We start from the raw sequence: 12,442 nt of genomic DNA, 5'->3' as shown, positions 1-12,442 counted from the left end.
GGCTTATTTGATTGCCGCGCAGGCAACGCGCGCGCCGGCACCGCCGATCGGCTGACTGCTATGGTCGTCGGGCGAGGCATGGATGACGAGCGCCGAGCCGTCGGTGTCCAGCAAGTTCAACCGGCCGTCCGCGGTACCGAGCGAGACGTTGGGCGCCAGCACCTCGGCTGCAGCCTTTCCGTCAGGGCCGGCATAAATATTGGGCAAATCGCCGAGGTCAGTTTCATTGGCGTTCAAAAGGCCGTGGACCGATGTGGATGACGCGTCATGGACATGGCCGCCGGAAGCCTTGAACCCTGGATCGGCGCAGGTCGCCACGGAATGGATGTGCATTCCATGCCAGCCCGGCGTCAGGCCTGCCGCTTCGACACGGATGAGGAGGCCCTTCGGCGCTTCGGTCAGGCTCACCGTTCCAGCCTTGCGCCCGCCGTCCGTGACAATGTCATAGCTTGACACTGCAGGCGGTTGGGCAAGGATTGCAGGCCCCTGCGACGCAAGGATGAGCGAAATACCAACCAGTCTTCTCATGATGTTTTCCTCCCGACGTTTCCCTATGCCCACAATGACGCCGCGCGCTGGCTGAGACCTCAGCGCGGCTGGGCCAAGGACTCCGCCCGCACCTGTCGGTCTAATGTCCCGTTTTGGCTAAGGATCTTTGCGTAGTCCAATTCTCCGACCGCCACGCCATTCTCCAGCCTTGGAATATTCTTTGGACGCGACCGATGTCACAGGGACCGATTCAATCACCCAAGATGCTCCCCGAGTGGAGCGCACAACTGAAGACAAGGGCTGGCCGGAGGCTAAACGTGAGGTCGGCAGGAAAAGGTGATGAAGAAGCCTTGGGTCGCTTCTACCGCCGGGTAACGCCGACTGACCTTCGCTTTCGCTTTCTGAGTTCCGTCAAACCGGATCGGCCGCTGGCAGACAGGACCATCGCAGCGGCTACGGGAAGCGTCGAAAGTCTTCTCGCCTTTGATGCTGCCGACGGAAGTCTGGCGGCGACAGGCATGATCGCCGGTGCGCCGGCACAGGATGAGGCCGAAATTGCCGTGCTGGTTCGGTCCGATTTGAAGGGGCAGGGCATCGGCTGGTCGATGCTCGACCATTGTTGTGAACAGGCAGCGGCGCTGGGGTTCGGTAAAGCCGTGGCAGTGGAAAGCAGCGATAATCGCCCCGCGATCGCCTTGGAGGAGGAGCTGGGATTTCAGGCTCACCAGCATCCGGAAGACGGGACGCTGACGGTACTTTCGAAGGTCCTGCCATGAAGCCCGATGCAATGTCGCAGCTCGAATCCCTGTTGGTCGAGCTGAACAGCCGCCGGGCCCGTCTTGCAGCGGACCTCGCAGAGCCTCTGAGCCGGGACTCCGATGAGGCTGCAATCGAGGTCGAAGACGATGATGCGCTTGATGCCGAACGGCGGCTCGTCGATCAGGAGATCGCTGCAGTGAAGCAGGCCCTCCAACGGATGGCGGACGGTAGTTACGGCACCTGTATTCGGTGCCGATCTCCGATTAGTGCGGCCCGCCTCGCCGCTAAGCCAGAAACCTCGCTTTGTATCGAATGTGCGAACCAGGAGTCGCGCAGATGAATATTGATCTGGCCCGAAAAGGGGGACGCGCCTCACTGCATACCAGACGTGCGACTGAGACTGAGAGAGGGCTCGGTCAGCCCAGCTGATTTCATCGGGCACGAGTTGGTCATATTGTTCACCCCGAGCGATAAAAAAGGGGCGGCGAGCGAACTGGAGGCTTACGCAGCACATTTGGACGACGTCACGAAGCATGACGCCTGGCTGCTTGCCATAGTCGAATCAGAGCAAGATGTTCCTGCAACACCAGTCACCGTGGTTAGGGACGAGGCAGGTGCAGCTTGGGACGCAATGTCCGGATGCGCGGCGGAAGGAGCCAATTTCACTCGGAGCGAGGGCGCGGTGTTCGTTTTCGGCCGCGGCGGCTCACTGCAAAAGGTCTTCAAAGGTCCCGGCCGCGTGGCTGAAGTGATCGCAGAGGTGGGGACTAGGCGCTAATTCATTCCTGTTGGCTAGCCGCAGCTTCGGACTCAATGAGTGACTGAACGCTACCAGCTGATGCATCGACCAAGGAGTCGCCTGTTACGACAACCGTGGTCCCAGGTTCGACAATCGATGCAACGAGGGATCTAAAGGCATCCGGAGCGTGGAACCGCTGCCATTCCTCGCTCGGCACGGCCGTCTCGGCGCTTTCGTTGCCGTCGATCGCGAGGCGTATCCATTGTTCATGACCCTCTGCCGATCGGAGCTCATAAGCCCATGTCCCCGGAGCAACGGAATCTACGGTAACGACCGCGGATCCGATCTCGACGCCGTTGCGCAGGACGACGGCTCTCTTGTCGGCAATGCTCACAATGATTGAGACCGGGCCTGCAGGGGACAGTTGAGGTTGCCACTGATAATCGTTGCTAGGCGAGGCATCGCCACCCAACGGCCATGCCTCCACTGCCAGGCGGGGAGACGAGGGTCTGTCGGCCACGACAATCGTCATGCCGAGCTTCGTCACGCCGTACAGTAATTTGGCAAATTCGGCAGGCAGACGAATGCATCCGTGGGAGGCAGGGTATCCCGGCAACTTGCCGGCGTGGAGCGCTACTCCGTACCAGGTTAGGCGTTGCATGTAGGGCATGGGGGCGCTGTCGTATTTTGATGAATAATGCTCGACCTGCTTTTGGAGGATTGAGAAAACGCCCGTGGGCGTGCTGTGGCCCGCCTTGCCCGTCGACACTGTCGTCGCGCCGATTGGAACGCCGTTGCGATAGAGGACGGCGCGCTGCGTCTGCACGTTGACAATCAGGAGCACAGGCCCGGCTGGGGCGATGCCCGGTGCCCAGACGAATTGCCCAGCCTTTAGGTGCTTGACTGTCTCGACCACGGATTTCGCGCCAGGTTCGACACGCTCAGCCTGCGCCGCCGTTGCCAGCGCGACTGCCATCAAAAAGCCAAGCTTTCTCATCGCGAGATCGCTCAGGCCAAAGCCGCAATGATGACCGCCACGATTGCCCAGCAAAAGATGAAGAATGGAAGCATCAAGGTTAAGACAACGGCCTCGCCGCCTGAGGTTCGACCGGTCGCAGTGATCAGACCGTTCCGCATGAACTCGGACCAGCGTCGAGCGCCTGGCTCCAGTCTGCGCGGGGATCCGATGACAAACAGGACAGGAATGCCGAAGAAGCCTATCAGGAAAATGAAATTGATCGCCATCGGAATGACGAGTTCCGGGTGAGCAAAGCCGATCGCCATAACCGTCACGAACCCGAAAAACATGGCCGCCATGAAGCCTTAGATAACGGTCGGCATCTCGAAACTGTGATCATCACACGCTCGGCGCAAGGGCGGAGAGGTAAGCTCCCGAGCACTTTTCAGGACTGCGGCTTCGTGTCGTACGCTCATCTTTGCCTCCTCAGCGACTGAATGAGCGGCGAAGGTCACTCTCCGGCCGTTCGCGAGCCATAAGTAAAAGTCCGCTATGTGTATTTGCGTATGCGCACGGCCTTGGCGTCGAAGTAACAGTTTTCAGTCTCTGGCTGGAGTTGAGACATGCATTCTGGACTCCGAAATCCGTCGCGTGCGCTTTTGACCCTCGCAATCCTGGCTGCCGCTTCGGGATGCATGACGCCTACCCCGTATCAGCCTTACGAGCCTGAGCTGACGGCGGGCATTCATGGCGGTTACTCAGAACAACGTCTCGCCGAGAACCGCTTCCTGGTTCGCTTTCACGGCAATGAGTTGACCACCAGGGATCGGGTCGAAGGCTACATGCTATACCGGGCGGCGGAGCTGACGGTTCAAAGCGGATACGACTGGTTCGCAATCGTCGATCGACAAACCGAGCATGAAGTGCAGACTTACGTCCATCCAGACCCATTTTATCGGCCATGGTATGGTGGCCAATATGGGTACTGGCGTCCTTATTGGCGCTACTATCGGCCGGGTTACGGCTGGAACGATTGGTATCCGTGGCGTGGCGATCCGTTCTGGGCAAGCCAGATAGACGTAACTACCGTCGAATCGTTTGAAGCCGTTGCCGAAATCGTGGTCGGGAAGGGGCCGATGTCAACCAGCGAGGGACATCCTTTCAACGCTCGGCAGGTTATGTCGGACCTCGGGCCGAGCATCGTTTTACCGCATCAAAAGCAAAAGTAACCGAGCGCGCGAGACCTTTGCCAAACCCTTTAGCGCTACATCCGTACCATTGCGTATAAGCGTGCCGAACAGGTCTCCCATATCAGCGAGTAATGAGTTGGATGACCATTCGCCTCGAACTGGCGCCTACCGCGACTTTCCCTCAGGGCTCTGCCAGCCGCGCTTACCTTTTGCGCGTACCTGTCCGCGACGATGGCCGAATCGATGCCGCAGCGCTGGGTCGAAGTCCATTGCGCGCCACCGCTAGGCGGTTTTGGTCGCCCGAGCCCGACAAGTTCGGGAATGTTGAAAACGACAACGGCCTTTGGGTACTTCGCTGGAAAGGCAGTGCCAACGAAAGCTGCGGAGCGATCGAATCCGGTCCGTTTCGCCTGGACAGTCAAATCGCCGTTTCCGAAGCCGATGGCACAATGAATGAGTTTCGCGTCGCGAGCATGCGTGCCATCGGATGGGCCGCGTCAGCCAAATCATAGTTTTTCGCCTCGGCGCTGCTAATCTCCGCCAATGAGCAGCCGGCGTGACCAAACCCGTTATGTGTCTCCGGAAGAGAGGGAGGCGCACCTACGATCGATCCTGGCAACCGTTCCGGATGCCATGGTGGTGATCGACGAGACGGGTCATATCATCTCGTTCAGCGCAGCCGCGGAAAAGATGTTCGGCTATGCGGAAGCTGAGGTGATCGGAGAGAATGTGGCAATGTTGATGCCTTCGCCAGACCGCGAACGGCACGACGCCTATCTCGCGAACTACCGCAAAACCGGCGACCGTAAGATCATCGGGATCGGTCGAGTGACCACTGCGCGGCACCGTGACGGCTATACGTTTCCGATCGAACTCTCGATTGGCGAAGCCTGGCTTGGCGAGAGACGGATTTTCACCGGCTTCATTCACGACATCACCCATCGCCAGGAGACCGATCTTCGCCTTCAGGATCTTCAGTCGGAATTGGCCCATGTCGGCCGCGTCAGCGAGATGGCATCGCTAGCCTCATCGCTGGCTCATGAGCTTAACCAACCCCTGACCGCCATCGCCAATTATTGCGAAGCCGCGCGCGATTTGATTCCAGAAACTAGCGACCCGAATTTGATGCTCGTTCGCGAGGCGGTAGACGAAGCCGCCAAGGAAACCATCCGCGCTGGTCAGATTGTTCACAGATTGCGCGAGTTCGTGAGGCCCGGAGATGCGGATCGCCGCGTGGAATCATTGGCGCGTCTCGTCACCGAAGCAAACGCCCTGGCACTGGTAGGGTCCCGCGAACACGGCATCGAGGTTTCGGTGCAACTCGACCCAGACGCAGACGAGGTGTTCGTCGATCGCATTCAAATCCAGCAGGTTCTGACCAATCTCATTCGCAACGCAATCGATGCCATGCTGGACAGCCCGATCCGTTCACTGACAATTCGTTCGGCGCCTGCGCCCGATGATATGGTGGCGCTTAGCGTCGAGGATACGGGATCTGGGATCGCCTCAGATGTAGCCGATCAGCTCTTCCGGCCTTTCGTCACGACTAAGCAGACAGGCATGGGGATTGGCCTTTCGATATGCCGGACCATCATTGAATCGCACGGTGGCAGAATCTGGTTCGAACACAAAGCTGAAGGCGGCACCGCATTCCACTTCACCTTACCGTCGGGGGAGGCGGCTCAATGAGTGAGAGCAATAAAATCGTTCATGTAGTAGACGATGATGAATCTGTCCGGCGCTCCGTCGGCTTCATGCTCAAGACGTCAGGATATAGAGTAAAGCCCTATGCTTCCGGCGCTGAGCTTCTGAAAGTGGTGAAGGCTCTGGAGCCAGGTTGTATCTTGCTGGATATTCGCATGCCGGGGATGGATGGGCTCGAAATCCAGCAAGCGCTGCAGGATAGGGGTGTCCGCCACCCGATTATCATCATGACAGGCCATGGCGACGTGCCGCTGTCTGTTCGGGCGATGAAGGCCGGCGCTATCGACTTCATTGAAAAGCCTTTCGAGAAAGAGGCTTTGATATCTGCCATAGAGGACGGCTTCGCGCTGCTCGGACGATCGAATGTCCGTCGTGATCGAGCCGATGAAGCGGCCGTGCGCCTGCAAGTTCTGACTCCGCGCGAAAGGGATGTCCTTGATGGGTTGGCCCAAGGATTACCGAACAAGACGATTGCTTACGACCTTGGCATCAGCCCGCGGACGGTTGAAATCCATCGGGCTAATCTCATGAGCAAGCTCGGAGTGCGCAGCCTGTCAGAGGCGTTGAAGCTGGCGTTTTCAGCGCAGGACAAGTGAGCCGCATAAAGCCCTTTCGCCCGTACTTGCCTTGCTGTCAGGCGCGACTGTGTTCCGGAGCTTCGGCAGCGGGCTGATTGCCGAGCCAATTCCAGATACAGGCGAATATCAGACCGAAGAACGCGCCGACGGAGAAGGTTAAGGCGACCAGGCCAAGCGCGGTGATTGGGCTGAACGGGAGCATCTCATACTGCAGCTGAATAAAATGAAGGCGCAGGACGAAATCCATGATGGTTTTGGCGGCGCCTGTCGCGACCAGCACGATCCAGACCAAATGATAGAAACCAACGACTGCCCCGACGGATAATGCGGCTTTGCCCGGATTGATGCGGCGCATGGCTATTCTCCTTCCGGGCTCAGTTTCCCGCAGGGAGGCGCTGTTCGGCTTTGCGTAATATTACTTATGATGCATCTGATTGCGGGATCTCATTCTTGAGAGGCCCCAATTATGCTTCCTCTTCGATGATCAGCTTTCGAAGCGTGGCCTTCTGAGCTTCATCATCAGACAAGCGCAACTGTTCCTTGAAGCGCCTGACGTTTTCGCGTGCGATGAACTTGTCCACGGCCAACCACCGCCCCGGAGTCGAAGCTCGAGCAATTTTTAACATATATGAATCGCACTTGGAAACTCGGTTCAGATTGATCCGGAGATTTGCGTATCGCGCAGCTTTATCTGATTGGGTCATCAGTCCTGTATCAGAAGGAGCAGGACAATGAACGTCACAACCGATCAGGCCCAGAAGTCGTCCCTGTCCAAGAGGCCAGTTGGTGACTTCACCGATCAACTGATTGATCCGTTCAATCAGCTGCGCAGTGAGGTTGACCACATCTTCGAGAGCTTTCCGTTCCGGATGCCAAGTCTTCACCTGCCGCGCATGACGCTTGCGGTGCCGCCGATTGAGATGACCGAAACAGGCAAGGCCTTCAAGATTACGGCTGAGCTGCCAGGCATTGATCCGGAAAATGTTGAGGTCACCTTCGAGGGCAATATTCTCCGCATCGCTGGCGAGAAGCAGAGCGAGCGCGATGAAAATGAGCGTGGCTATCGTCTGTCTGAACGCAGTTATGGCGCGTTCGAACGAATGATCGAGCTGCCCGCGACCGCTGATGGCCAGAAAATCGAAGCTCGGTTCAAGAATGGCGTTCTGAAGGTCACCATTGCCAAGAACGGCGATCCCAAGGCCGCGCGACGGATCAAGGTCCATAAGGACAGCTAAGCGGCACGGACGCGGGCAGCGCGCCCGCCACCGGAGGAGGGATGCCGGACAAGGCTCCCTCCTCTTTGCCGTCCTGAACGCAGCCCTCCTTGGGAAAGAATCATGGAACAAATGGCATCAGAAATCCTCGACGCTCACCGGATCATGGCGGTTTCCACCTTGAGGCCGGACGGGTGGCCCCAAACGACCGTGGTCGGCTACGCGAATGACGGCGTCTTGCTCTATTTCCTGATTTCGCGCGCCAGCCAGAAATTCGCGAATATTCAGCGGGATGACCGGATCTCGATCGCCGTCGCCACCGAACCGGATGACTATCACAACATTAAGGCAGTCTACGCCGGCGCTCATGCTTCGGAGGTTACTGACCCCAAGCAGCGGCAACGCGCATGGGAGTTACTCATGCAACGTCATCCCAACCTCTCGGAATTCGATCTTCCGGATGCCGCGAAGGCCGCAATGATGCGGGCCCCGTGCAAATATGTCTCGATCCTCGATTTTACGAAGGGGGTCGGACATACCGACAACCTGGTGGTCAGCACCCCGGGCTTGTCGATCATGGAAGCCGCCAAAGACAATGACTGGGGCTACTTGCCCATCACCGGCGATTAAGTGGAACTCCTTATTATGTCTGAAGGGCGGTTGGAGCGATTGTTTCCCCAAATTTGAGGAGGAAATGATGAGCGCTCCGGAACAGCTCTTGGTGAACCGTCCAGCGGAGACCATAACCAAAACCACCGCCTCTAATGCGGCGCCGAAGACGATCCTAGTTCACATAGAAGACAAATCATCCTGTACTCAGAGGCTTGAGCACGCGCTTTCGCTCGCCCGGGCTTTCTCGGCTCATATCTCCTGCTTGCACGTCACGCCGCTCGAGGGATTCACAGCCTTCGATAGCTTTGGTGGCATCTACGTCGTCCCTGAAATCCTGAAAGCCATCGAAGAGGGCTCAGCTGAACTTCAGGCAGCGATCGAACACAAGTTGCGCGGCGAAGACGTAACCTGGGACTATGACGATGTGCGCGGCAATATCGGTACCGGCATCGTTCGGCGTGCCGCGCTTGCCGACCTCGTCGTAACGGGGTCTCGACCGTTTCACGCGGACTTTGCCGGGGCGACGGTCGGGCTGCTTGGTGACCTTATGTGCCGAACGAGGACGCCGCTCTTTATCTCGCCGAAGGGAAGTGCCGTATGCGATCCCACAGGGCCAGCCCTGGTTGCTTGGGATGGTAGCTATGAGGCGGCGAACTCGGTCAGGGGAACCTTAGGCATGCTTGGAGAAGCATCCTCAGTGCACATCCTGCAGGTCGAGGAAGAAAAGCAGGAGAGCTTTCCTGGTACTCGCTTGCTGGAATTTCTGTCCCGCCACGGCATCCACGCTGAGTTGACGTTTGAATCAGAGCCCAAGATGGATCGCGACTTGGTCCCAGACATGCTCGTCGCGCGAGCGGAAACCGTTGGCGCGTCTTATCTCGTGATGGGCGGATACAGTCATAGCCGGACGGGTGAATATCTATTCGGCGGTGTAACGCGGGCCATGCTCAAGGGGGCGCCTCTGCCGATCGTCATCGCGCACTAAGTGCGACTACGTATTGGGACGATGCTCCTAACGTTGCATGATTCGTCCAAGGCTCTCCGGGACCTCCCGAACCACCTCCCCACCCCGCAAGTCTCGGGGAGCCGTTTCCTCTCATTTGGGACCGGATAGGACCGCTGATGACGAAGCATTGGGTTCACCAGCTTCAACTCAGGCTCGGACCCGCAAGCGTTCTCGGAGGGCCGGCACGCGCAACCCTGGAGCACGCACAAGTGGGCACGCGCCGTTACGGCCGTGGTAAGGTCATTGCAAGCATGTGAAGCCGGAGCCAGGCTCTTCATCTCCTGACGTCCGGCTGGGCCGCGAGGATATCCGTCCTCGAGGACGGCTCGCAGCAAATTACTGATTTCGTGCTGCCCGGAGATTTTTGCGACCTGTCCAACCTGGATGGCGGGTCCGCCGGGAGAGCCCTGGCGCTGACGGACTCCGAGGTTGTCCTCCTGAACCGCGAAGCGCTTCTATCAGCAATAATTTCTCATTCAGACTTAGCTGTGGGACTCTTGCGGCTAGCCCTCAGCGAACAGGCCATTCTTCGCGAATGGTTGATCTGTCTCGGACGCCGCGAAAAGGCGCGAGCATCTGGCGCACTTGATCTGCGAATTGCATCAACGCCTCCAGCAGGCGGGTGTTGTCGGTGATGGAGAGTTCGATCTGCCTCTCACTCAGGAGCAATTGGCCGACACGCTCGAAATGACGCCGGTTCACACTAACCGGGTCATTCAGCGAATGCGAAAGGAAGGTCTCATTAGCCTCGGCCAGCGGCGTTTGCGCATCGAACACCCTCAAGAATTGGAGGATATTGGCGAGTTCGATGGCTCATATCTGCTCACTTAAGGTAGCATTCTCGTGCTGCTCAAAGCCCATGGGCGACCGGTGCCGTACGCCCGCACAAGTCTTGAAGTGGTCGAATGCTTCCAACTCAAACACAGCGCACGCTTATTGCCGAACTGTTGCCGAAGTTGATCGGCAAGTGCCTTGGATCGCGTTTAAGATGTTGATTTTGCTGGTGACCCCTACGGGACTCGAACCCGTGTTTTCGCCGTGAGAGGGGGAATAAATAAGCCTTTGTGCATTCACCAGCCTTCGCCTACATTCGTCAAACCCTAGAGAAACTGCCAATAATCATTCGCCTGCCTTCACCGGCCTTCGCGCAGGGGTATTGGGGAAATTGAGGGGGACGTTTGAAAAGGAGCGAAATAGGTGGCGAGAACAGTGAAGGATGTGCGGCTGGATAGCCGTGCAGCGCGGGAGCGATTGGAGCCGCGCAAGAAGCCCTACTATCGAGCGATCGAGACAGGCCGCCATATCGGCTATTACAAGGGACCGCGCGGCGGCACATGGTTCGCCCGCACAGGCGAGCCGGGGAGCTACCGAGAGAAGCGGCTGGGCACGGCGGACGACACGCTGGACGCCAACGGCGCAGACGTTTTCAACTTCGGCCAGGCGCAGGCCGCCGCCCGAGATTGGTTCGACAAGGTGGCGACCGAGACCGACGCCTTGGGCGACGGCGAAGCGTCGACCGTCAAGGATGCGGTCGAGCGCTACATCAAGGCGATGAACGCGCGGCTCACCAAGCAGGAGGGTCGCCCCATCAAAGCCCGCTGTGGCAGCGCGCTCAACCGCCATGTCGTTTCCAACGCTGATCTGGCCGCGAAGGAGCTGCATACGCTCACCGCTGCCCAGCTTCGCAAATGGCGCGCCGGGCTAGCCGTTGCCCCTGCAACCCGCCAGCGCGTCACCAACGACTTGAAGGCCGCGCTCAATGAATCCGCGCCGACTGCTGCCCTGAAGTTGATCATCAAGGAGGGCTTGGCCTCTCCCAAGGGCGAGAGCCACGCGCCGGCCGAAGAAGCCGCCGACGCGAGCAAGCTGCTGACCGATCAGGAGACGCGCAAGCTGCTGAAGGCGATCCACGCCAGCGACGTGGACGGCGATCTTTACCGCATGGCCCTACTTATGGCCGCGACGGGCGCCCGCTTCGCCCAGCTCCGCCGCCTGACCGTTGGCGACGTTCAGGGCGCGCGGCTTCGCGTCATGGTGCCAGCTTCCCGCAAGGGCCGCGTTGGTAGCGCCCAGCGAGCCAGCGTCCCCGTTCCGGTTGGGCAAGACGTCATCGACGCCCTGTTGCCGGTCACCAAGGGCCGCAAGGCGAGCGAGCCGCTGCTAGAGCGCTGGCGTCATAAACAGACGGGCCCGGCGACGTGGGAGCGCGATAGCCGGGGAGCATGGCAGTCCGCCGCAGAGCTGGCCCGCCCGATCCGCGCAGCCGTCAAATCCGCAGAACTGGGTGACTCCGTATCCGCCTATTCATTCCGGCACAGCTCTATCGTTCGCGCTCTCCGCGAGGGATTGCCGGTGCGCCTGGTCGCCCAGCTGCATGACACCAGCATCGCAATGATCGAGCGCAACTATACCCGCTTCATGGCTCACGCTCTGGAAGACGTGGCGCGCAAAGCAATCGTGCCGATGGTTGAGGAAGACCGAGGTGAAAACGTGGTCTCTATCACCGCTGCGAAGGCCACCTAAAAGGAGTCGTTTTAAGGCCCGTACAGCGCTTTCTAGGGGTGTCAGCTAGGTGGGTAGCGGGCACCCCTTTCTTTGAGTCCTGCGGTGCCTCTGAGTCCGTTTAAACCGCTATCGAGATAGGCGGGTAGGGTGCGCTCTAGCCCCACCGTAATTCCCGCAGGATGCCTTCGATGGTGGCCGTATTATGTTAAATGATACATCATATCATCAATCGGTATCTCACCGCTTGATCCACGGCGATCCCCCGACATCCTCTAGCTGAACCGCGCTGACCGCTCCGCTCTCTCCCCGTCCGGCCTGGCGCCCTCCAACTTCTCTTCATGACCGCGCCCTTTCGATCCTAGATCTTCCCGCTCGCGTTCGTTGCCAGCTGCCCTCCCGACCTAAAGAGTAAGTAGTCCAAGGAAGCCCTGTTCCTTGGAACTACTACTATAGGGTAGTCGGCAACGGTAACGGTAATGATTTCAATGACTTAACGGAATTATGGTCAACCGTGACCGGCAACGGGAAATCCAATTATTCCAATGGCTTAGCCGTTCCGTTGCCACCCGTTGCCGCCCGTTGCCGCGTTGCCGGTCATGACCACGGCAACGGAAAAGGCTGGTCATACAATGGCTTAGCGAGATCGGCTTTTCACCTGCGTTCACCCACCATTTTCCGTTGCCAAAAC

The 12,442-nt window shown here is 58.7% G+C and carries 15 protein-coding genes and 1 pseudogene; 12 read left to right on the top strand and 4 right to left on the bottom strand.

What is annotated here, in order from left to right:
- Window positions 1–3: 3 nt before the first annotated feature.
- Window positions 4–528 (bottom strand): superoxide dismutase family protein, encoded by a 525-nt coding sequence (locus tag LZ536_RS11325; RefSeq protein WP_249848891.1) that lies wholly within the window; start codon window positions 526–528, stop codon window positions 4–6.
- Between the two features lie 311 nt (window positions 529–839).
- Here LZ536_RS11325 and LZ536_RS11320 point away from each other — a divergent pair, with 311 nt between their 5' ends.
- Window positions 840–1,265 carry a GNAT family N-acetyltransferase gene (locus tag LZ536_RS11320; protein ID WP_249848890.1) on the top strand — a complete coding sequence of 142 codons (426 nt, stop codon included), beginning with the start codon at window positions 840–842 and terminating at the stop codon, window positions 1,263–1,265.
- Window positions 1,262–1,588: a TraR/DksA family transcriptional regulator gene (locus LZ536_RS11315; protein WP_249848889.1), complete on the top strand. Its 327-nt coding sequence runs from the start codon at window positions 1,262–1,264 to the stop codon at window positions 1,586–1,588. The genes LZ536_RS11320 and LZ536_RS11315 overlap by 4 nt, the downstream gene beginning before the upstream one ends.
- Window positions 1,589–2,027: 439 nt before the next feature.
- On the opposite strand, the gene LZ536_RS11310 is transcribed toward LZ536_RS11315, so the two are convergent.
- Both LZ536_RS11310 and LZ536_RS11305 read right to left on the bottom strand, forming a co-directional pair.
- Window positions 2,028–2,984: a L,D-transpeptidase family protein gene (locus LZ536_RS11310; RefSeq protein ID WP_249848888.1), complete on the bottom strand. Its 957-nt coding sequence runs from the start codon at window positions 2,982–2,984 to the stop codon at window positions 2,028–2,030.
- 11 nt (window positions 2,985–2,995) lie between these two features.
- The gene (locus tag LZ536_RS11305; RefSeq protein WP_249848887.1) at window positions 2,996–3,304 is read right to left on the bottom strand and encodes a hypothetical protein; all 309 of its coding nucleotides are present in this window, start codon (window positions 3,302–3,304) and stop codon (window positions 2,996–2,998) included.
- A gap of 264 nt (window positions 3,305–3,568) precedes the next feature.
- Here LZ536_RS11305 and LZ536_RS11300 point away from each other — a divergent pair, with 264 nt between their 5' ends.
- The 4 genes from LZ536_RS11300 to LZ536_RS11285 all read left to right on the top strand — a co-directional run bounded on the left by LZ536_RS11300 (window position 3,569) and on the right by LZ536_RS11285 (window position 6,435).
- Window positions 3,569–4,174, top strand: coding sequence for a CC0125/CC1285 family lipoprotein (locus LZ536_RS11300; protein WP_431357946.1), 606 nt, complete (start codon window positions 3,569–3,571; stop codon window positions 4,172–4,174).
- Window positions 4,175–4,275: 101 nt separating this feature from the next.
- Window positions 4,276–4,647, top strand: a complete 372-nt coding sequence (locus LZ536_RS11295) for a hypothetical protein (protein ID WP_249848885.1) — start codon at window positions 4,276–4,278, stop codon at window positions 4,645–4,647.
- Between the two features lie 31 nt (window positions 4,648–4,678).
- Window positions 4,679–5,824, top strand: a complete 1,146-nt coding sequence (locus tag LZ536_RS11290) for a sensor histidine kinase (RefSeq protein WP_249848884.1) — start codon at window positions 4,679–4,681, stop codon at window positions 5,822–5,824.
- A complete protein-coding gene (locus tag LZ536_RS11285; protein ID WP_249848883.1) occupies window positions 5,821–6,435 on the top strand; it encodes a response regulator transcription factor in 615 nt (204 codons plus the stop codon). The genes LZ536_RS11290 and LZ536_RS11285 overlap by 4 nt, the downstream gene beginning before the upstream one ends.
- Window positions 6,436–6,472: 37 nt before the next feature.
- On the opposite strand, the gene LZ536_RS11280 is transcribed toward LZ536_RS11285, so the two are convergent.
- Entirely contained in the window at window positions 6,473–6,772 is a 300-nt protein-coding gene (locus LZ536_RS11280; RefSeq protein WP_249848882.1) for a hypothetical protein, read from the bottom strand.
- Between the two features lie 376 nt (window positions 6,773–7,148).
- Here LZ536_RS11280 and LZ536_RS11275 point away from each other — a divergent pair, with 376 nt between their 5' ends.
- From LZ536_RS11275 to LZ536_RS11255, 6 genes and pseudogenes are all read left to right on the top strand, one after another.
- Window positions 7,149–7,652, top strand: a complete 504-nt coding sequence (locus LZ536_RS11275) for an Hsp20/alpha crystallin family protein (protein ID WP_249848881.1) — start codon at window positions 7,149–7,151, stop codon at window positions 7,650–7,652.
- A gap of 102 nt (window positions 7,653–7,754) precedes the next feature.
- A complete protein-coding gene (locus LZ536_RS11270) occupies window positions 7,755–8,261 on the top strand; it encodes a pyridoxamine 5'-phosphate oxidase family protein (RefSeq protein ID WP_249848880.1) in 507 nt (168 codons plus the stop codon).
- Between the two features lie 67 nt (window positions 8,262–8,328).
- Window positions 8,329–9,228, top strand: a complete 900-nt coding sequence (locus LZ536_RS11265; RefSeq protein WP_249848879.1) for a universal stress protein — start codon at window positions 8,329–8,331, stop codon at window positions 9,226–9,228.
- A gap of 299 nt (window positions 9,229–9,527) precedes the next feature.
- A pseudogene (locus LZ536_RS13190) lies at window positions 9,528–9,884 on the top strand (Crp/Fnr family transcriptional regulator); the annotation flags it as partial.
- Complete coding sequence (locus tag LZ536_RS13185; protein WP_431357945.1) at window positions 9,835–10,080, top strand: Crp/Fnr family transcriptional regulator; 246 nt, start codon at window positions 9,835–9,837, stop codon at window positions 10,078–10,080. The pseudogene LZ536_RS13190 and the gene LZ536_RS13185, both read left to right, overlap by 50 nt.
- Window positions 10,081–10,446: 366 nt before the next feature.
- Window positions 10,447–11,772: a tyrosine-type recombinase/integrase gene (locus LZ536_RS11255; RefSeq protein WP_249848877.1), complete on the top strand. Its 1,326-nt coding sequence runs from the start codon at window positions 10,447–10,449 to the stop codon at window positions 11,770–11,772.
- Window positions 11,773–12,442 lie beyond the last annotated feature (670 nt).

Source organism: Sphingomonas alba (assembly GCF_023516555.1).
In the GTDB taxonomy this organism is placed as follows: Bacteria; Pseudomonadota; Alphaproteobacteria; order Sphingomonadales; family Sphingomonadaceae; genus Sphingomicrobium; species Sphingomicrobium album.
The sequence above is the reverse complement of the archived record's forward strand: the minus strand, read 5'-3'. Positions and strand labels throughout refer to the sequence as shown.